This is a genomic window from Clostridium sp. LIBA-8841, from assembly GCF_057782475.1.
The window spans coordinates 3,379,946-3,401,696 of record NZ_CM173488.1 but is presented as its reverse complement, the minus strand read 5'-3'; the positions used below and the strand labels follow the sequence as shown (position 1 = coordinate 3,401,696).

At 30.3% G+C, this 21,751-nt stretch carries 15 protein-coding genes and 1 riboswitch; of the genes, 14 read left to right on the top strand and 1 reads right to left on the bottom strand.

Annotated elements, in window-relative coordinates; translation table 11 throughout:
• Positions 1 to 2 precede the first annotated feature (2 nt).
• The 5 genes from AC2A4K_RS15060 (at position 3) to guaA (ending at position 8,929) form a co-directional block, all read left to right on the top strand.
• Entirely contained in the window at positions 3 to 2,099 is a 2,097-nt protein-coding gene (locus AC2A4K_RS15060; protein WP_322505101.1) for a DUF2572 family protein, read from the top strand.
• Positions 2,100 to 2,126: 27 nt separating this feature from the next.
• Positions 2,127 to 2,684 carry a PilW family protein gene (locus tag AC2A4K_RS15055; protein WP_322505102.1) on the top strand — a complete coding sequence of 186 codons (558 nt, stop codon included), beginning with the start codon at positions 2,127 to 2,129 and terminating at the stop codon, positions 2,682 to 2,684.
• Between the two features lie 19 nt (positions 2,685 to 2,703).
• Positions 2,704 to 5,334: a PA14 domain-containing protein gene (locus tag AC2A4K_RS15050; protein ID WP_322505103.1), complete on the top strand. Its 2,631-nt coding sequence runs from the start codon at positions 2,704 to 2,706 to the stop codon at positions 5,332 to 5,334.
• 211 nt (positions 5,335 to 5,545) lie between these two features.
• Positions 5,546 to 5,643, top strand: a riboswitch (purine riboswitch).
• A 186-nt stretch (positions 5,644 to 5,829) separates the two neighbouring features.
• On the top strand, positions 5,830 to 7,284 hold the full coding sequence (gene guaB, locus AC2A4K_RS15045) for an IMP dehydrogenase (protein ID WP_322505104.1): 1,455 nt from the start codon (positions 5,830 to 5,832) through the stop codon (positions 7,282 to 7,284).
• Between the two features lie 115 nt (positions 7,285 to 7,399).
• The gene (gene guaA / locus AC2A4K_RS15040) at positions 7,400 to 8,929 is read left to right on the top strand and encodes a glutamine-hydrolyzing GMP synthase (RefSeq protein ID WP_322505105.1); all 1,530 of its coding nucleotides are present in this window, start codon (positions 7,400 to 7,402) and stop codon (positions 8,927 to 8,929) included.
• Positions 8,930 to 9,205: 276 nt separating this feature from the next.
• Here guaA and AC2A4K_RS15035 read toward each other — a convergent pair whose 3' ends face one another.
• Positions 9,206 to 10,498 carry an MFS transporter gene (locus AC2A4K_RS15035; protein ID WP_322505106.1) on the bottom strand — a complete coding sequence of 431 codons (1,293 nt, stop codon included), beginning with the start codon at positions 10,496 to 10,498 and terminating at the stop codon, positions 9,206 to 9,208.
• Between the two features lie 633 nt (positions 10,499 to 11,131).
• Here AC2A4K_RS15035 and AC2A4K_RS15030 point away from each other — a divergent pair.
• The 9 genes from AC2A4K_RS15030 to AC2A4K_RS14990 all read left to right on the top strand — a co-directional run bounded on the left by AC2A4K_RS15030 (position 11,132) and on the right by AC2A4K_RS14990 (position 21,586).
• On the top strand, positions 11,132 to 12,883 hold the full coding sequence (locus AC2A4K_RS15030) for an ABC transporter substrate-binding protein (protein WP_322505107.1): 1,752 nt from the start codon (positions 11,132 to 11,134) through the stop codon (positions 12,881 to 12,883).
• 72 nt (positions 12,884 to 12,955) lie between these two features.
• Positions 12,956 to 13,921, top strand: a complete 966-nt coding sequence (locus AC2A4K_RS15025; protein ID WP_322505108.1) for an ABC transporter permease — start codon at positions 12,956 to 12,958, stop codon at positions 13,919 to 13,921.
• Positions 13,922 to 13,935: 14 nt separating this feature from the next.
• Positions 13,936 to 14,850 (top strand): oligopeptide ABC transporter permease, encoded by a 915-nt coding sequence (gene opp4C, locus AC2A4K_RS15020; protein WP_322505109.1) that lies wholly within the window; start codon positions 13,936 to 13,938, stop codon positions 14,848 to 14,850.
• 13 nt (positions 14,851 to 14,863) lie between these two features.
• On the top strand, positions 14,864 to 15,841 hold the full coding sequence (locus AC2A4K_RS15015; RefSeq protein ID WP_322505110.1) for an ABC transporter ATP-binding protein: 978 nt from the start codon (positions 14,864 to 14,866) through the stop codon (positions 15,839 to 15,841).
• Positions 15,842 to 16,810 carry an ABC transporter ATP-binding protein gene (locus AC2A4K_RS15010; RefSeq protein WP_322505111.1) on the top strand — a complete coding sequence of 323 codons (969 nt, stop codon included), beginning with the start codon at positions 15,842 to 15,844 and terminating at the stop codon, positions 16,808 to 16,810. It abuts the gene before it with no gap.
• A gap of 206 nt (positions 16,811 to 17,016) precedes the next feature.
• The gene (locus tag AC2A4K_RS15005) at positions 17,017 to 17,226 is read left to right on the top strand and encodes a hypothetical protein (RefSeq protein ID WP_322505112.1); all 210 of its coding nucleotides are present in this window, start codon (positions 17,017 to 17,019) and stop codon (positions 17,224 to 17,226) included.
• A 29-nt stretch (positions 17,227 to 17,255) separates the two neighbouring features.
• Positions 17,256 to 18,608, top strand: coding sequence for a glucose-6-phosphate isomerase (locus AC2A4K_RS15000; RefSeq protein ID WP_322505113.1), 1,353 nt, complete (start codon positions 17,256 to 17,258; stop codon positions 18,606 to 18,608).
• A 142-nt stretch (positions 18,609 to 18,750) separates the two neighbouring features.
• The gene (locus AC2A4K_RS14995) at positions 18,751 to 19,188 is read left to right on the top strand and encodes a YaiI/YqxD family protein (protein WP_322505114.1); all 438 of its coding nucleotides are present in this window, start codon (positions 18,751 to 18,753) and stop codon (positions 19,186 to 19,188) included.
• A gap of 352 nt (positions 19,189 to 19,540) precedes the next feature.
• A complete protein-coding gene (locus AC2A4K_RS14990; protein ID WP_322505115.1) occupies positions 19,541 to 21,586 on the top strand; it encodes a triple tyrosine motif-containing protein in 2,046 nt (681 codons plus the stop codon).
• Positions 21,587 to 21,751: the final 165 nt, after the last annotated feature.

Sequence of the window (21,751 nt, the reverse complement as noted above, 5' to 3'; positions counted from 1 at the left end):
ATATGTTATACATGAAAAAGAAAAAAGGAGCTTCTCTTGCCTATGTAATAGTAGTACTAGCAATAGTTGCAACAATTGGTACAGCAATAGTGTCACTTTCTTTGTCAAATTATAAAGCTATAATAGTTGAATCTAAAAAAACACAAAATTTATATATGTCTGAGTCAGGTTTAGATGAAGTTAAAGTTAAAATAAATGATATGACTGCAGAAGCTGTAGAGGCTGGGAATGATGCAGTTGCAAAGAGTAGTGTGGAGGGTTTAACTTCTGAAAATATAGAGAGTACTCAAAATTCTATATTCAAGAGTGAATACAAAAATTATATTCATGATAATTTTAAGAATCTATTTAAGATTAAAAATGGACAAGTTTTATTTAATACTAAGGGGTTTAAATATGAACAGAATTCTGATTATTATGATATAAGTGTTATTTCAATAAATGGAAAAGAAATTAATTCATATAGTGGGATTAACCAAATAAGTGATCTAGATAAATATTTTGTTTTTGGAGCTTCTGACAACAATGAGATTCTAACTATAAGATTAAACTCAAAATTTAATGTAAAAGACGGAAATAAAACTAAAAATTATAAGGATGTTCAATTGACTTTTAATATAGAGGTACCTGATTATAATGGTGCATATTATACAGAAAAAATACCTGTATATAATATATGGCAACAAGGGTTAGTTGTTGGGGAAAATCTTAATATTAATCAAAATAGTGATTTAAATATAAGTGGAAGTGCTTATGTTTCTGCTAATTATAGTTTTGATGATAATAAATCTTATAAAAATCAAAATCAAAATAAAGTTGCCAGTGGAATTGTAATTTCAGGGGGAAACTTAAATATAGATAATGGAGTTTTGGTGAGCAAGCAAGATATTATCCTTAATGGAGAAAATGGGTCACTTAAAGCTTTAGGTTCAGCAGGAACAAATAATAGTGGAATATATACTCATAATTTAGGTATATATTCTTTTGAAAATATAGATTCAAAGAAGGCTTTTGGAAATAGTGAGTTTTTAAAAGGAAATAGAATAGATTCTAAAGTACCAGTTTATACGATGAATGACTTGATAATGAATGGATTAAATTCTAGTATTAATCTTCAAGATGGATTTTATGGTTTGAATAGTAATAGTTCAAATGAAAATCTAGCAAGTGATAAGCAAAACTCTAGTGCTATAGTAATAAATGCAAAAGATTTAGGCGATGGATCTAATTTAGATATTAAAAATAAAGCAGTAATAATGGGAAGTGCATACATAAATACTTTAGGGGAGAGCTATCAAACAGGTGAATCAGTAGCGGTAAAAGGTAATTATATAGCATATACATATGCTGTAAAAGGAAAAGATGTAAAATTCAAATACTATAATCCACTACAGTTAGTAGAAAGTATAGATGGAGATAGTAGCTTGGATGCTAAGGCGAAATATTTTAAGGAAGCAAGTAAGGCTGTAAATATAAATAGTAAGGGCATTTCTTTGCCAGATTCAGATGATGTAACAAGTGTTGGTGTAACTGTTGAAGGTGATAATGATATAAAAGGAAATAATTTAACTTTAGACAAAGTTCAAGAAATAAGAAGTGATTATATAGATAATTATTTTAGAAAGATTAATTCTATAAATACGGAAAGCATGCTTTCAAAAAATCAAAAGTATGTTAATAAAATTACTAAGAGTAACGATTTAATATATATTGATATAAATAATGGAAGTAATATAGGTGAAAATAGCGATAATAGTCCATTAACAATTGATAAAAATACTGTAACTATAAATAAAGATTGCAATGGAATTATTATAACTGATAAAAATATAAAAATAGATAGTGATATAAGTTTTAAAGGGACTATAATAACTACTGGCAGTTTAGATGTTTTAAATAAGGGAAGAACTAAAAAACAAAATGTGAAAATAACTTATGATGAGGAATATTTGAAAGAATTAGTAGGAGATAATTACGAGGATTTTAAAGGTGTGTTTAGTGGAAATCCAACTTCTACATACTTAGTAGTTAAATCAGAAAAAGATATAAATGATACAACTTTAGATTTAGTAAAGACAAATGATTGGAAAGTAAACTAATGATAAGAGAAAGATGGTGATAAGAGTATGAAACTTAAAACTAAAAGGAAAGGTGTTTCTCTTATAGAGTTAGTTGTTGCTTTGTCATTAATTACTATAATATTAATGATAGTTGGACCTTTCTTTATATCAAACTATAGAAGTTTAAATAAGACAAGCAATCAAATAGATTTTCAAAGAGAAGCAAAGGTAATAATGAATTATTTTACTGATTCAGCTATGGAAGCTTCAAAGATTTTAGCGATTAATTTAAATAATAGTAAGGAAAATATAGACTTAGCGGAAAATAGTACAGCGGAATCTATAGGAAATGGTGATGCTATATCAATAACATTTGATAATGATGATATAAAGGATAATATAGAAACAAGATTTAGGTTAGATGATGAAATTTTATATTATAAAAAGGATGATAATAAAGAAGTTCAAATAGGACAATTTATTAAGAAAATGAGTTTTAATGCTATGCCTAGTGGAACAAATTTTGAGAATGCTAGTTCAATAGAAGTAAAAATAGAGTTTGATACTAATAATGCTACTCCATATGAGATTAGTAACATATTAACCTTTAGAAATAAAAAATAGATGTTTGGAGGTGAAATAGTTGATTAAGTTAGTTGATAATAGAAAAAATATTTTAATATTTATATTTGTAATAGGACTAATAAGCTTAGTAGGTCTAAATGTATTGGCATATCAAGTACCTTATATGTCAATAAATACTAGTACTACGGATTACATAATAAATAATGGTGAAGAAGTAAGTGTAACTTATACAGTTCAACCTCAAGACTTAGACCCAAGTTATTTTGGATATAGTAATAGAGAACAGCCTAATAGTATAGAAAGTCTTAATTATGCAATATTAGACTTAAATGTTCCAGATGGAATGCAAGTAAATGGGATAGAATGGAAGCAAAATGGAGTAAGTAAAAATATTGATGTAAATGGGCTTGACTTAACTTCAATTAAATTGCCTAGTATACAATATGAGTCTATTGGAAGTTGGAAGTGGAGTTGGCATTGGTATTGGAATGGATATTTTAGAGCAAACCCAATTGAAATAACTATAAAATATATTGGTAACAATTTAAGTAATGATGCTATCAAGGAATATTCAGTTGATGGAAGCATAAAAGTAGATTGGGAACGCGCAGGAGATTTACCTACTGTTAGATTTAGTGTTAATAAGGAGTTAAGTGTAAATATATCAGTAAGTGATTCAAGAGGAAATTTGGGAAAACCATATAATACGATAAATGATAAAGAAAATAAGCTTTATTATGAAGATTTAACTCAAGACAATACTTTAATAGGAAGAGGACTAGCTAATTTTAAAGTTTCAGGAATCGCAAAGGATAGAGATAGTAATTACTATTTAAAATATAGGTTTATTAAAAAAGGACAAGGTGATAATCCAGAGTGGCAAAATATATTATTAAATACAGATGTAATTAATGCTGATATAGATTATGATAATCCTAATAATTTAACCTTTAGATCATATGACGTTAACCATTTACCTACTTTAAGTGGAAATAGTCAATGGTCTGATCCAAATCTAGTATTTAAAAATCCATCAAGTAATATTAAGTATTTACCTACAAATGTTGCTAATAGTAAAAATCAGTATGGACATTTAAGTAGCTATGTTGATAGTGATGGAAGATTAAAATATAAATGGGTACCTAATATGGCCTTTTACAATAGTATGATGATTGGTGGAGAATATAAAGAGGCTGCAAAGTATTGGGGTTATATAAAACCTAAAAAAACTGGATGGTATAAGCTCGGTATATTATCCGATGATGGTGCAAAGGGTACTATTACTGCAGATGGAAAGGCTTATGCATTTTCAAAAGATGGTTTTTATCCACATGGAGTACAATACTTTTCTAATAGAGATGCTAACCCAATATATTTAAGCTCAGATGAGTATTATCCAATATCATTAGAGTACTTTAACTGGGGAGGTGGAGGAGCCTTCAAAGTAGGTTATGAGTATAGTACTAATAAAGATTATGGATATGGGTATAGAGAATATATGGGTGAAAATGGGTCAGCATTTACTTTTTATCCTTCAAAAAGTAAAGAACCAGGAGAAAATGCTGATGGTATATTTACTGGAGGAAAAGATGGAATACCATTCCCATCAGAAGAAGGAAGTTATTACATAGAATATAGAATAGTATCTATAGGAAAAAAGGATACATCAAATCAAAAGGTATTAAAAGAAGGAAAATATGGATATTTTAATGTTGAAAATAGGTTTATAACTAATATTAGCTTAGATAGTAGTGAAAAATTAGTTCAAGGGAAAAAGTATGATCTAAAATATACATTAAAGCCTAAACCTATTGCGACTAAAGATATAAGCAATGGATCAGAAGAAAAATTGCCGGATACTATAATATTGACTGACATTGAGATAAATGGAATGTTGCCACCTGGAATTAAGTTTGTTTCAAGAAATAATAGCAATCTAAATGAGAATTCAAATCGCTATTATACTATAGAAAAATCAGGAGATGAAACACCGAAGGGTACTAATTTTACGGTTAAATTTAATAATGACTTGGTTTATACATTGGATAGAAATGATATGATGTATAAAGCTCAAAATATAGAAATACCAGTTAAAATACAGATTGGTAGAATTGGACAATTTATTTTTGATGGAAATGATAATAGGATTACATATAAGTATTCAGGAAAAGATATGGCAACAATAACTCAGTATTTTCCAACAATAAATATAAATGCTATAAGTAGTTCAAAAATAATTCAGATGGGAATTTTAGATTCTGCAGCAAAGCCAAGTAATATTGGAAATATAAATGATGTTAGTAATGTAGTAAATGGAATTCCAAGCAAAGTAGCGTTAAGTGTAAAGGTAAATTCTCCTGGCACTATTATTGATGTTTCTTTAAATCAAAATTATTTAAGATCGGGAAATAGAAATATATCTGTAAGTAAATATAAAATAATAAATGATAATATTGACTTTATTAATTCAGAAACTGCAGAATTTAGTTTAAATAATAATGTCATAGCTATACAAGATAAAGATGGATTTAAATTAGAAGAAAATAATGATTATTTGATTGTTATAAATGTTACTCCAGATATACCTGATGGTGGACAATTAAAACTAGAAGGAACGATTGATGGAGGTAGTGATACTAATAAACATTACGCAATTCTTCAACCGACAGAAATGCCTGATGTATTTTAGAAAATAAAGATGGATAAGATTATACTTAAAATATAATCTTATCCTTTTTATTTAAGATGAAAATGTTAATAAAAAAAGAATAAAATGCAATTTAACAATCATTAAATATTAAAGCGAGAATTTAAACTTGCAAAAATACGCTTTTAAAATTAATTTATTGCATTTTGTTGACAAGCCTTCTTTCATAGATTATAATTAATAAAAATTAAACAAAACGGAATAGAAATAAACTCGTATAAGCTTTGAATAAGGCAAGGCGTTTCTACCGGAGACCTTAAATTTCCGTCTATGAGTGAATTTGATATACTATAGGTGTACTATAGGCATATTAACTTCACTTTGAGGTTAGTATGCTTTTTTTTGAATATAAAATTTCATTAAGAATGTATATTGCAAGTTTGCTTTCAAAAATAGTAGGGATTTAAAAGGGTAGAATTACAGAAAAATACTTAATTGTACATAAATAACTTTAAGATAGTGTGTGGAGGCGATAGTATGGCAAGAATATTAAAAACAGCATATACATTTGACGATGTATTATTAGTACCAAACAAATCAGAGGTCCTACCTAATGAGGTTTCTTTAAAAACTCAATTAACTAAAAAAATCCAATTAAACATTCCATTAATGAGTGCAAGTATGGATACAGTTACTGAATCTAAAATGGCAATAGCTATGGCTAGAGAAGGTGGAATAGGAATAGTCCATAAAAACATGACAATTGAAGATCAAGCAAGAGAAGTTGATAGAGTAAAAAGACAAGAAAATGGAGTAATAACAGATCCAATATTCTTATCAGAAGATCACACAGTAAGAGAAGCATTAGATTTAATGGCTCAATACAGAATTTCAGGAGTTCCTGTAACAAGAGAAGAAAAACTAGTTGGAATCATAACAAACAGAGATATAGTATTTGAAACAAACTATGATAAAAAGGTTTCAGAAGTTATGACTAAGAGTCCATTAGTTACTGCTAAAGAAGGAACTACTTTAGTTGAAGCTTTAGAAATATTAAAGCAACATAAAATAGAAAAACTTCCTTTAGTTGATGATGAAAATAACTTAAAGGGACTTATCACTATAAAAGATATAGAAAAAGCTAAAGCTTTCCCAAATGCGGCTAAGGATGAAAAAGGAAGACTTTTATGTGGAGCTTCAATCGGAGTAACTGCTGATATGATGGAAAGAGTAGACGCAGTAGTTAAAGCTAATGTTGATGTTATAGTTTTAGATACAGCTCACGGTCATTCAAAAGGAGTTATTGAAGGCGTTAAGAAAATAAAAGCTAAATATCCAGAACTTCAAGTAATAGCTGGTAACATAGCAACAGCAGAGGCCGTAAGAGACTTAGCAGAGGCTGGAGCAGACTGTGTTAAGGTTGGTATAGGACCAGGATCAATCTGTACTACAAGAATAGTTGCTGGGGTTGGAGTTCCTCAATTAACAGCAGTTATGGATTGTGCTGAAGAGGGTAAAAAATTAGGAATACCAGTAATAGCTGACGGTGGATTAAAATATTCAGGAGATATAGTTAAAGCTTTAGCAGCAGGAGCTTGTGCAGCTATGATGGGTTCAATCTTTGCGGGATGTGAAGAAGCACCAGGAGCTATAGAAATATACCAAGGTAGAAGCTATAAAGTTTATAGAGGAATGGGTTCACTTGGAGCTATGGAAAAAGGATCAAGCGATAGATACTTCCAAAATGGTACTAAGAAGTTCGTTCCAGAAGGTGTAGAAGGAAGAATAGCTTATAAAGGACATTTAGCAGAGACTATATATCAATTAATAGGTGGAATAAAATCAGGTATGGGTTACTTAGGAGCACCAACTTTAGAAAATCTATATGAAAATGCTAACTTTGTTGTTCAAACTTCAGCAGGATTTAGAGAGAGTCATCCTCATGATATAAATATAACTAAAGAAGCACCAAATTATAGCGTTAATCAATAATAAAAAGACTAGAAAATCCAACAAAATGTTAGAATAAATACATTGAAAGTTTTAACATTTTGTTGCAATATATTATATAAGATGAACGGAAAAATAAAGTTGTGGAGGAAAGCAAATGAGAGATTTAGTTTTAGTTGTCGACTTTGGTGGACAGTATAATCAGTTAATAGCAAGAAGAGTTAGAGAATGTGGAGTTTATTGTGAAATAATTCCTTATACATATAGCATAGAAAAAATAAAAGAGAAAAATCCAAAGGGAATAATCTTTACAGGTGGACCAAACTCAGTTTATGGAGAAAATACTCCTACATTAGATAAAGAAATATTCAACTTAAATGTTCCGATATTAGGAATATGTTATGGAGATCAATTAATGGCACACCTTCTAGGTGGAAAAGTTGCAACTGCTCCTGTAAGAGAATATGGAAAAACTAATGTAACTTTAGATAATTCATCAAAATTATTTGAAGGAATAGAAGAAAATGAAACTTGTTGGATGAGTCATACTGACTATATCGCAGAAGCACCAGAAGGATTTAAAATCATAGCTCATACAGATGTATGTCCAGTAGCAGCTATGGAAAATGAAGAAAGAAAACTTTATGGAGTTCAATTCCACCCAGAAGTTGAGCATACTCCATTTGGTCAAAATATGATGAGAAACTTCCTTTACAATATATGTGGATTAGAAAATTCTTGGTCAATGGCTTCTTTTGCTGAAGAGAAAATTGCTGAGATAAAAAGAGTAGTTGGAGATCAAAAGTTAATATGTGCATTATCAGGTGGAGTTGATTCATCAGTTGCCGCTGTTATGGTTCACAAGGCTGTTGGAAAGCAATTAACTTGTATCTTCGTTGATCACGGTTTATTAAGAAAAGATGAGGGAGATCAAGTAGAAAAAATCTTTAAAGAAGGTTTTGATATGAACCTTATCAGAGTTAATGCTCAAGATAGATTCTTAGGTAAATTAAAAGGAGTTTCAGATCCAGAAACTAAGAGAAAGATAATCGGAGAAGAGTTCATAAGAGTATTCGAAGAAGAAGCTAATAAATTAGGTGATATCAAATTCTTAGTTCAAGGAACTATATATCCAGACGTTGTTGAAAGTGGAACAGACACTTCAGCGGTAATTAAGAGTCACCACAATGTTGGAGGACTTCCAGAAGATATGGAATTCTCATTAATAGAACCATTAAGAGAATTATTTAAAGATGAAGTAAGAGCTGTAGGTGAAGAGTTAGGAATTCCTCATCATTTAGTATGGAGACAGCCATTCCCAGGACCAGGTCTAGCTATAAGAGTATTAGGTGAGGTTACTGAGGATAAATTAGAAGTTGTTAGAGAAGCAGATGCTATATTCAGAGAGGAAATAGCTTTAGCAGGCCTTGAAAGTGAAATATGGCAATACTTTGCAGTATTACCTAATATCCAATCTGTTGGAGTTATGGGTGACGAAAGAACTTACTGCCATACTGTAGGATTAAGAGCAGTTACATCATCAGATGGAATGACTTCAAACTGGGCTCATATACCATATGAAGTAATAGATAAGGTATCAAGAAGAATAGTAAATGAAGTTAAAGGAGTTAACAGAATTGTCTACGATGTAACTTCAAAACCACCAGCAACTATTGAGTGGGAATAAAAAATAAGCATCCAATTAATCATTAAATATATAAATTTTATTACTGATTAAATAGGCAATCAAAATTGATTGCCTATTTATTTGTGAGTAGATTCACAATTGCTTGTGATTAATAAAAAGTGTAATTATTAAAGATAAATGTGGATTAATTAAATTTATAAATTCTGTGGATAATATTTGGTTTTATATAAATAACTAATTAATCATTTGTAATTGTGTATAAATAAAAAAAGTAGCAATGAATTTTCATAGCTACTTTTTGTTTATATAAATATTTTATTTTACTGATTTTTTTTGGATTGCTTGGAATAAAGCAATTACTCCTATTGCTAATATCATTAAAACAATGAATACTGAGAATCCTTGTGAATATCCAGCAAATCCTGATTTATTTAAGAATGATGCCATTACAGGAGGTATTAAGAAGCCACCTAAAGCACCTAATCCACCAATCCATCCTGAAGCTCCACCCATTGCTTCTGGAACTGCATTAGGAACGATTTTGAATACTGCTGCATTTGCTATACCCATACCAACAGCAAGTAGTATTATACCTATTATTGCTAAAGTCATAGTTGAAGCAAATGTCATACAAATTGCACCAACAAGTGCTATTCCTAGAGAAATTATAGTTGTTATTTCTCCACCATTTTTATCAGCAAGTTTTCCACCATATACTCTAGTTAATGAAGTTAAGATAGAATAAAAGGCTGTTAAAAGACCTGCTATTTTTATGTTTAATCCGAAATAAGTCATCCAGTAGTTAGGGAACCATCCTGTTAATGCTAAGAAACCACCGAAAGTTGTAAAGTATATAAATACTAACGCCCAAGTTTTCCATGATTTAGCTGATATTAAAAGTGTTTCACTCGCTTTTCCTTTAGGGAATAATTCTTGACCATATTCTTTTGAAGCTATTTCTTTAGCTTCGTCTTTACTAATTCCTTTATCAAGAAGTTGGAAGTACCAAGCATTTTGACCTATCTTTATGTAAATTATTGTTCCAACTATTAAGAATATTAACCAAGCTAAGTAAGAACCAGGTAGTCCTAATAGAGGAAGTGCTAAGTTTGGAATTAATAATGCAAATATTCCAGGTGCTAAGTTACCAATACCACCATACATTCCTAAAGCTACACCTTGCTTGCTTTTTGGGAACCAGTATGATACTTGACTGACACCAACTGAGAATGTTGCTATACCACATCCTGATAATAGTCCAAGTGCAAATAATAAGTAATAATATTGATTTAAGTTATCACTGAAGAAGGCTAAAACTACGTATAAACCACCCATACCTATGATTGATAAAAGTAGTAAAACAATAAGTGGCTTTCTTCCTCCAGTTGTATCAACCCATGCTGAGAAAGGTATTCTAAGCAAAGAACCTGATAGGTTTGGGGCTGCTATAAGTAATGCTAATAATACCGGATTAAGGTTTACAAAAGCTTCTTTAAATACCGCAGAAGTTGGTCCATAAAGAGAAACTGCTGCGAATCCTATGAAGAAACCTAATGTAGCACCTATTAATCCACGATTTGGATTACCTTTTAGGTTTAAGTTTTTCATTTCATTCACTCCATTTTTTTAATTTGTTAATTTTTTAACTCTAAAATGTATAATATATCAAATTTAATTGCCATAAGATTATAACATTAAAAAGAAATATAAACTGTAACTTTTATCACGAATAAAAAGTAATAAATTATTTACAAGAGTAAATTATTAAAACTTCATAGTATATTTATTATTATCTATAAAATTAATAATTTGGCATATACACTTCATATACTTAGAGTAAATCATAATTGCAATTAAGATTTATTTATTGAAAGGAATAAATTTAATGTAAAAATATTTGTAATAAGAAAATTTATTTCCAATATTGCAAAAATATCGGAAATAAATTAAAATACAAATAATACAATTTCGAAAGACGGGTGTATTTCTGAGATATACACCAATTATTTTAATAATATATCTAGATATAGCTCTTAAATTTATTAATTTATTAATAAAAATACCTATTTACAAAGCAAAATCTAAGTTATATAATTTTAATATGAAAATAAAGTAAAATATGGAATAAAATTTTATTTTAGAAAATTACAGAAAATGTATGTATTGTAACATTAATTTAATATGGGGCATTGGAAAATTGTTACATACTAGCAATAAATATATTATAAGGGGGCAAAATTAATGAAAAGAAAATTAGTTACATTATTAACAGCTGGGTTAGCTACTTCAATGTTATTTGTAGCATGTGGAGGCGGAGCAGAAAAGCCAGCAGAGGGAAATAATGGTGGTTCAGCTTCAGGAGACTCAAGTTCAAGCGGGGAAAATAGGGATTTATCTAAGCCAGAGAGAATTGCAGCAGAAAATCCATCAGCTGTTCCAGAGACTGCTAAAAATAGAACTGATACATTAATAGTTGGAACAACAGATCCAAAGGGAGAGTTTGTACCCGTATATGGTTCTACAACTTATGATGGATGGGTTAATAATTTAATATTTGATGGATTAATTACAAATAATGAAAAAGGAGAACCTGTTCCAAATGTAGCAGAAAGTTATGAAATTTCTGAAGATGGAAAAACTTATACTTTTAAATTAAACCAAGGTATTAAGTTTACCAATGGAGAAGAGCTAAAAGCTAAGGATGTTGCCTTTACATTTACTACTATCTGTGACCCAGGATATGATGGTCCAAGAATGGATGCTGTAAGTAACTTAGTTGGTTACGAAGAGTATAACAAAGGTGATGCTACAAGTGTTGAGGGAATAAAAGTTGTTGATGATTATACAATAGAATTTACTAATAAGGAAGTAGATGCTCAAGGTATTTGGAATTATGCTTATGGAATTATGCCGGAAAGTGTTTATGGATTTGAAAAAGGAAACTTCCAAGCGGTTAAGGATAAATTATTACAACCAGTTGGTTCAGGAGCTTATAAGTTTGTTCACTTTAAACCAGGACAAGAAGTTAAATTTGAGAAGAATCCAGATTACTGGAAAGGTGAACCAAAAATTCCTTACATCGTAATGAAGGTTACAAATGCACAAACATTATTACAAGAGTTAATGGCTGGAACAGTTGATATAGATAGAGTTGGTGCTAAACCAGAAAATATAGATCCATTAAAACAAGCTGGGTTCTTAAATATGGATTTATATATGCAAAATGGATATGGATATATGGGAATGAATTATGGTAGCGATAAAGTTAAAGATCCTAAAGTAAGACAAGCATTGGTTTATGGATTAAATAGAGAAGGATTTATGCAATCTTATTATCAAGGATATGGCCAAGTTTATAATTCACACATACTTCCAACTTCATGGGCATATAACCCAGATGTACCTAAGTATGAGTACAATCCAGAAAAAGCTAATCAATTACTTGATGAAGCTGGATGGAAAGATACAAATGGAAATGGTACAAGAGATAAGGATGGAGTTGAATTAGAACTTCAATGGTTAACTTATACAGATTCTCAATACGTTGATGCTTTAATTCCAATAGTTCAACAATCATGGGAGCAAATTGGTGTTAAGGTTACTCCAGAATTAATGGAATTTGGAACAATGCTAGATAAGGTTGATAAGAGAGAATATGACATATTCAATGCAGCTTGGAACCTTTCAATAGACCCAGATCCATCAGGAATATTCGCAATTGAGCAAGATGTACCAGGCGGATTTAATAATGTTGGTTGGAGAGATGAAGAAGCAGATGCTTTATTAAAGAAAGGTAAAGGAACAACTAATCAAGATGAAAGAAAGAAAGCTTATGCTGAATGGCAATTAAAATTCTCTGAAGATGTACCATATATCCTTTTAGGAAATGCACAAGAAATGTTTGCATCAAGTGCAAGAGTTAAGGGGTATCAGCCTTCAACTTATATTGATTGGACTCATGATGTTCATAAATTAGAGTTAGTAAATGAATAAAAATAAAATAAATTAAGAATTAGCCTGGACAAAAAATCCAGGCTAATTTTGAAAAATGGGGGGAACAGCAAGATGCTACAGTATATTACTAGAAGAATACTTTTAATAATTCCAACTATTGTTGGAGTATCATTAGTACTTTTCTTTATATTTGCTATGGCTCCAGGTGATGCTATTACAGCAAATATGGATCCAAATATGAGTGTCGAAACTAAACAAGCAATAAGAGAAAAATATCATTTAGATGAGCCAAAAACAACACAGTATATGTATTGGTTAAAAGGTGTTGTAACAGAGGGATCATTGGGAGAGTCATTTTATTATAAGAGACCAGTTGCTGATGTAATGAAGGATTTTATACCAAATTCATTTATTTTGGGGGCTGCATCCTTGATTTTGGGATTAATAATCGCAGTGCCAATAGGAATTGTTTCAGCAACTAAGCAATATTCCTTTTTTGATAAATTCTTTACGGTATTTGCCCTTATGGGAATATCAATGCCATCCTTTTTCTTTGGACTTATATTAATAAAATATTTGGGGGTTGAACTCAATCTGTTTCCAATATCAGGTATGACTACTCCTGGAAGTGCATATACAGGAATGCAATATGTTTTAGATGTATTAAAACATATGATTTTACCACTTATAGTTTTAACACTTGGAAGTGTAGGTGGATGGATGAGATACACAAGATCAAGTATGCTTGAGGTAGTTAGACAAGACTACATAAGAACTGCTAGGGCGAAAGGATTAAAAGAGAAGGTTGTTATATACAAACATGCTTTAAGAAATGCTCTAATACCAGTTATAACATTATTAGGAATGTCAATTCCAGGGTTATTCTCAGGTGCTACATTAACAGAAAAAATCTTTAACTGGCCAGGTATAGGTCCAGTACAGTTAAGTGCAGTAAATAACAGAGATTATTACCTACTTATGGGTATAAACCTTACTTTAGCAATCTTAGTTTTAATAGGAAACTTGCTTGCTGATATTATATACGCATTTGTAGATCCAAGAATAAGGCTGAAGTAGGAGGTGCTTTTTAGATGCAAACAGAATTAAATAAAAAAGTTAAAATAAAAAAAGAAAAAATAGAAAGCCCTTGGACTGTAGCTTTTAAAAGATTAAAGAAGAATAAGTTAGCTTTAAGTGGATTATTCATACTTTTAATTTTAGTTGCAATTGCAATATTTGGGCCAATGTTATATCCACATGATCATTTAACAATAGATTTATTAAAAACTAATCAGCCTCCTTCAGCTCAGCATTGGCTAGGAACTGATGGATCTGGAAGAGATGTGTTAGCTAGACTTATGTATGGAGGTAGATATTCACTTTCAATAGGTATAGTTGCAGTAGGTATTTCTATAGTTATAGGAACAACTTTGGGGATATTAGCCGGATATTATGGTGGATTTATAGATAGTTTAATAATGAGAATTGTTGACGTATTTATGTGTTTCCCATTCTTATCATTATTAATAATGGTATCTGCTATAATGTCAGATTTAAAAATACCACCAGAATACAGAATTTTCGTAGTTATGTTTATTATAGGGGCTTTAAGTTGGACCAGTACTTGTCGTATGGTTAGAGGTATGGTTTTATCACTTAGAGAACAAGAGTTTATGCAAGCTGCAGAGGCTTTAGGTCTTTCAGATGCTAGAAAAATGTTCTTACACTTATTACCTAATACATTAGCTGTAATTATAGTTTCAGCTACATTAGGAATTGGGGGAGCAATCTTAACAGAATCATCTCTAAGCTTCTTAGGACTCGGAGTTACACCGCCTACACCAACATGGGGAAATATGATACAGACAGCTCAAGATTATTACACATTAACTAATAGATGGTGGTTATGGATACCACCAGGAATATGTATATTCTTAACGGTTATATCTATAAACATTTTTGGAGACGGATTAAGAGATGCTCTAGATCCTAAGCTAAAGGTTTAAGGGGGAGAGTATAATGGGAAAAACATTAGTAGAATTTAAAAATCTTGAAACTCACTTTCATACTGGTGAGGGAATAGTTAAAGCTGTAAATAATGTTAGTTTTAAAATAAAAGAAGGAGAGACAGTTTGTGTAGTTGGAGAATCTGGTTGTGGAAAATCTGTTACTGCCATGTCTCTTATGAGATTAATACCTAGCCCTCCAGGAAAAATAGTTGGAGGAGAAATCTTCTTTGATGGAAGAGATGTTCTTAAATTTACAGAAGAAGAACTTATGGCGATGAGGGGTAATGATATATCAGTTATTTTCCAAGAGCCTATGACATCATTAAATCCAGTATTTAAAATAGGAGATCAAATCTGTGAGGCTATAATTCTTCACCAGCACTTATCAAAGGAAGAAGCTGAGAAGAAAGCTATAGAAGTTTTAAAAATAATAGGTATAGCTAGAGCAGAAGAAATAATGAAATCTTACCCTCATGAGTTATCAGGAGGAATGAGACAAAGAATTATGATTGCAATGGCAGTTTGTTGTAATCCGAAGCTTTTAATAGCAGATGAGCCTACAACAGCACTTGATGTTACAATCCAAGCTCAGATTCTAGACCTTATGAGAGATATTAAAGAGAAATTAAATACTTCCATATTATTAATAACACATGACTTAGGTGTCGTTGCTGAGATGGCTGACTATGTTGTGGTAATGTATGCTGGTAAGGTTATTGAGGAAGCTCCAGTTATAGAGCTGTTTAAAAATCCTCTTCATCCATATACTCAAGGATTACTTAAATCTAAGCCAGCAGTTAATGGTACAGAAACTAGACTTTATTCAATACCTGGACAAGTTCCTAATCCAGTAGGTATGCCTGACAATTGTTACTTTAATGAGAGATGTGATAGATGTATAAAGAAATGTACAGAGACTCAACCAACTCTTATTGATGTAGGAAACAGACACAAGGTTTCATGCTGGTTATATAAGGAGGGAAAGTAGATGCAAGATAATACAGTTTTAAAAGTTGAAAATTTAAAAAAATACTTTCCAATTAAAGCAGGAGTCTTTTCTAAGACTGTTGGACACGTAAAAGCTGTTGATGGAGTAAGTTTTACTATAAATAAGGGTGAAACTTTAGGACTAGTTGGAGAATCAGGTTGTGGAAAATCAACAACAGGAAGAGCAATTTTAAGATTGTTTGAAAAAACTGATGGAAATGTATATTTTGAAGGAAAAGATATATTTGAACTTAAAAAGAAAGAATTAAGAGAATTAAGACCTAAGATGCAGATGATATTCCAAGATCCATACTCATCTCTGAATCCAAGATTACCAGTAGATTCTTTAGTTGGTGAAGCTCTTTTAAGTCATAAATTATGTAGTAAAGAAGAGCTTCCAGAGAGAGTAGCTCAGACTATAGAGAGATGTGGACTTGCTAGATATCATATGAAAAGATATCCACATGAATTCTCAGGTGGACAAAGACAAAGAATAGGTATAGCAAGAGCTTTAGTTTTAAATCCAAGTTTTATAGTTGCAGATGAGCCAGTTTCAGCTCTTGATGTTTCTATACAATCACAAATAGTAAATTTAATGATGGATTTACAGGAAGAGATGGGATTCTCATATCTTTTCATATCTCATGATTTAAGTATAGTAAAACATATTTGTCATAAGATAGGTGTAATGTACTTAGGAAGCTTAGTTGAATTAGCACCAAAAAATGAGCTTTATGAAAATCCTCTACATCCATATACAAAGGCACTTTTATCAGCAGTTCCAATACCAGATCCAACATTAAAAAGAGATAGAATAATATTAAAAGGTGATATTCCTTCACCAGCTAATCCACCAAGTGGATGTAAGTTCCATACTAGATGTCCATATGCTATGGATAAATGTAAGAAGGAAGCGCCAGAATACAAATGCGTTGGAAAAGACCATTTTGTTGCATGTCATTTAGTTTAATTTTAATTAAATGTAAGCAATATGTATTAAAATGTAAAAAATGAATTAAAAATTTAAATTTGTATAGTGTAGGGGATTGAATTCTCCTACACTATAACTATATATGATAAAATTTCATCAAATGTATAAAAAGTTCTATATTGTATTGTAATACATAAATAAGAAATGATAAAATATTAACGTGTGGTAAACGGAGGGAATTAAGTTTGTTTTGGTTTAAAGACGAAATAACTAGAAGAAAAGAAAAAGAAGAATACGAGAAATTAATGGAAGAGGTTAAAAATAAAGAAAAGCCAAACTTTAAAGATTTGGTTGCTATAATGATAGCGCAATACGCAATAATACTTCCAATGGTTTTTGGAGGGTTAATTATTTTTGCGATTATATTATATATATTAATGGCGTGGTTAAAATAAATTTATAAACGCTAATGGAGGTAGTAATAATGAAAAAAGGATTAGTTGTTGATTTATCAAAAGCAGCTCCATATTTAAAATCTCACGAAGTTGCTTACATGCAAGAAACTATAAACCAAGCACATGACAAACTACATAATGGAACAGGTGCAGGTAATGACTTTTTAGGATGGGTTGACCTACCTGTTAATTATGATAAAGATGAATTTGCTAGAATAAAAGAAGCTGCTAAAAAAATACAAAGCGATTCAGATGTTTTAGTTGTTATAGGAATTGGTGGTTCTTACCTAGGAGCAAGAGCTGCTATAGAAATGTTAACTAACAACTTTTATAATTCAATGTCAAAAGATAAGAGAAAAACTCCTGCTATATTCTATGCAGGAAATAACATAAGCTCAAGCTATATGGCTGACTTATTAAAAGCTATCGATGGATTAGATGTAAGCTTAAACGTTATATCTAAATCAGGTACTACTACAGAGCCTGCTATAGCTTTCAGAATATTAAAAGACTACATGGAAAAGAAATACGGAAAAGAAGAAGCTACTAAGAGAATATATGCTACAACAGATGCTAAAAAAGGTGCTTTAAAAACTTTAGCTGATGCTGAAGGATATGAAACTTTCGTAATTCCAGATGATGTTGGAGGAAGATTCTCAGTATTAACAGCGGTTGGATTATTACCAATAGCTGCTGCTGGAATAAACATCGACGAAATGATGGAAGGTGCTGCTGACGCTAGAGAAGAATACGCTAATCCTTCATTAGCTGATAATGAATGTTATAAATATGCAGCCGCTAGAAATGCTTTATACAATAAAGGTAAAGCAATTGAAATATTAGTTAACTATGAGCCAGCTGTTCACTACTTCAATGAATGGTGGAAACAATTATACGGAGAATCAGAAGGAAAAGACAACAAAGGATTATTCCCAGCTGCTGTTGATTTCTCAACTGATTTACACTCAATGGGACAATACATTCAAGAAGGTAGAAGAGACATCTTCGAAACAGTTATTAATGTAGGAACTCCAAGAGAAGAAATAACAATAGAAGCTAACGATGAAAACATAGATGGATTAAACTTCTTAGCTGGAAAAACTATGGACTATGTTAACAAGCAAGCATTCAGAGGAACTTTACTTGCTCACAATGATGGAGATGTTCCAAACATAGTTGTAAATGTTCCAGAGTTAACTCCATACTACTTCGGAAGATTAGTTTACTTCTTCGAAAAAGCTTGTGGAATCAGTGGATATGTTTTAGGAATAAATCCATTCGATCAACCAGGTGTTGAAGCTTACAAGAGAAACATGTTTGCTTTACTTGGAAAACCAGGTTTTGAAGACTTAAAAGCTGAGTTAGAAGAAAGATTAAAATAATATAAATTTAAAATAAAAAAGAAGCTCTTTTTAGAGCTTCTTTTTTATTTTAAAGGTATAATTTTATTAATAGTTTAAATTAAATTTTAGAATTAATATTTATAAATGTAATGGAGAATATATTAGGGGGAGGCGTATAAACATGAAAATAGTTGTTGATGGTGATGGTTGCGCAGGAAGAGAAATAATTGAAAAAGTCGCTAAAGAAAATTCAATAAAGATTTTAATATATTGTACAATAAATCACATGATAAGATCTGATTATTCAGAGGTTAAAATCGTTGATGATGGATTCCAGAGTGTAGATATGTATGTTGCTAACGCTACAGAAAAAAATGATATTGTGGTAACTCAAGATTATGGAGTGGCAGCTATGGCTTTGGGAAAGGGAGCGTTAGCTATTAGTCCGAGAGGATATATTTATGATAATAATAATATTGATAGGTTGCTTTTTGAAAGACACTTAAGTCAAAAAAATAGAAGAGCTGGTGGAAGAACAAAAGGAAATCATAAAAGAAGCAAAGAAGATGATGAGAGATTATACTATAATCTTAAAAAGCTTATAGAAAAAACAAACTAAGCTTAATGATAGGTTGGTAAAAAATTATTATTTTATATCTAAAAATCAATACTACTTTAAAAGAGAGGCTTTTACAAAATTATTGAGTTACAAAAATAAAGAAATCTCAGAATAGCTGAGATTTCTTTAATGGTTTGATTATATGGATATAATAAAATTAGGAGATTTACAGTGTTAAGTAACACTAGCTATAGTATATCCAGTTTAAAGTTTTTTTATACACCTTATAAAAGAGAAAAAAATGTAGAAATAGAGTATTTTATAACAAGAAAAATAGAAAATATTTACATAAAAACGGAAGTATAATATAATTTATTTATCTAGAATGTTTCGGGTTTTAGGGGGAGTGATTATGGGAGAATTGCTTTTAGAGTTAGATGAAAGGGATATAATAGAAGATAATAGTCCGGTTAACATAAAGATAATCAATAACACTGATGATAATTTGAAGTATAAAATATTAACAGGAAAGGATGGAATTTGGGAAACTTTAAGAGAATTTGAAAAGGAAAATAAATTTGTTTGGACTCCTAAGGATGTTGGGGAATATATGCTAATGGTCCAAGGGAAAAAAGATAAGTCAAATAAACCTTTTGATTATAAAGTTACTCAGAGTGTGAATGTGAATAAAAAAGGTGATGGACTTCATAATGAGATAAATGTAGAAGAAAAAAAAGATGAGAAACTAATAAAAGGAATTTACCTAAACAAAGATGTTTTTAATGTTGGGGAAAAGACTGTTTTAAAAGTTGATAGCACTAATGAAGATATTATGTACAGATATTTTATAAGTGGAAAGAACGGATGGCAGCTTATAAAAGATTATACTTTAGAAAATAAATTAAACTACACTATTAATGAAAGTGGACAGTTTGAATTTTTAATAGAATGCAAAAGACCTAGCTCAACTAATACAGCAGATGATTATGCGACAGTTATGTTCACAGCCAAAGAGTTTATAAAACCTGAAATAATTAATTTCGTTAATTTAAGTGAGAACTTATTAGTAAATTCAGATCTTACATTCCAAGTAGAAGCAAATTTTGAAGATGAAAGAACGGCATTATATAAATTTATAAAGATATCACCAGATGGAAGTAGAACTTGCATTCAAGATTTCTCATCAAGACGTATTGTAACATTTAGAGAATTTAAAGAAGGAAAATATAAGCTTCTATGTTTAATAAGAGACATGTATTCTAATAGAGAGTTTGACGATAGAGCCGTAATGGTTTATGACATAAAACCGTACGAACCTCTTCAATTAAGGAATTTCACTACAGATTTAAGTTCACCGCAGGTTAAAGGTGAAACAATATCAATAAAAGCTATTGTGGATGGAGGAAGTGATGTTCTTTATAGATTTAAAATAGATGGAGAAATATCAGAAGATTCAGGGTATACAAGAAATAGCACTTTTAAATGGAATGCTAAAAAAGAAGGTAATTATAGAATAACTCTTTGGGCAAAGGACGATTCATTTATTGGAGATTATGAAATAGAATCAAAACTAGATTATAAAATAGATAAAAAGGTTGCAAAACCAATAAAGATAACTGAATTGATTTTTGATAGGGATAAAACTCCTATTATAAATGAAGTTATAAAACTTAGAGTTAGTGCAGAGGGTGGTACTGACTTGAAATATTCTTTTATAATAATTAAAGATGGTCAAATTATGGAGAATATTGCTTATGGAAGTACTAACTGGGTTGAATTTATTCCTAGTGAAAAAGGTAACTATGAACTTGATGTTAGGGTTAAAGATAAATATTCAGCAAAAGAATATGATGTGCATACTGTTTTAAACTTTAAAGTAAAAGAATATGCAGAAGGAAAAATTGATCATATTTTAGTTCCCGCTAAAGAATATTTTTTAGTTGGAGATGATATTGATATTGAGGTTATAGCACAGAATACTAGACAGGTAAAGGTTAAGTATGTAACTAAGGTTAATGGCCAAATAGTTGAAGAAACTGATTATATAAAAAATAAGAGGTTTAAAGTAACTCCTAAATGTCCAGGAAAATATTCAGTAGATATTTTTGCAAGAAATGTTAAATGTAAAGAAGGTTTTGATTCAAGAAGAGAAGTAAAATTCTACATTAATGAAGCACCACCAGTTATGAATACTAAAATAAACACTTCAGATCAGGTATTTAAAATAAATGAAGAAATAAATTTTTCTACGAAATGCGAAGGTGGAAATAGAGTTTGTTATGAATACTATATAATGGTTAATGGCAACTGGTCACTAGTTCAAAAATATAGTAGAAAAAGTTATTATTCTTTTAGACCTTATGTACCAGGAAAATATAAAGTTTTAGTTTTAACTAGAAGTTATTATAAAAAATGTGCTTATGAAGATTATGATACTTTTGAATTTAGAGTGGAATAAAAAAATTAAGTAAGGCTCTGTTTTAAAATAATGTTGATTTTTAGATAGAACTGTAAGTTAGGTCTGAAGGGATAGCTAAAAATCAATATTGACCTAAAGCAGAGTCTTAGTTATTTTCTACAATATAATGAGTTGTAATTAGTTAGACTTTGCTTTATACTAACC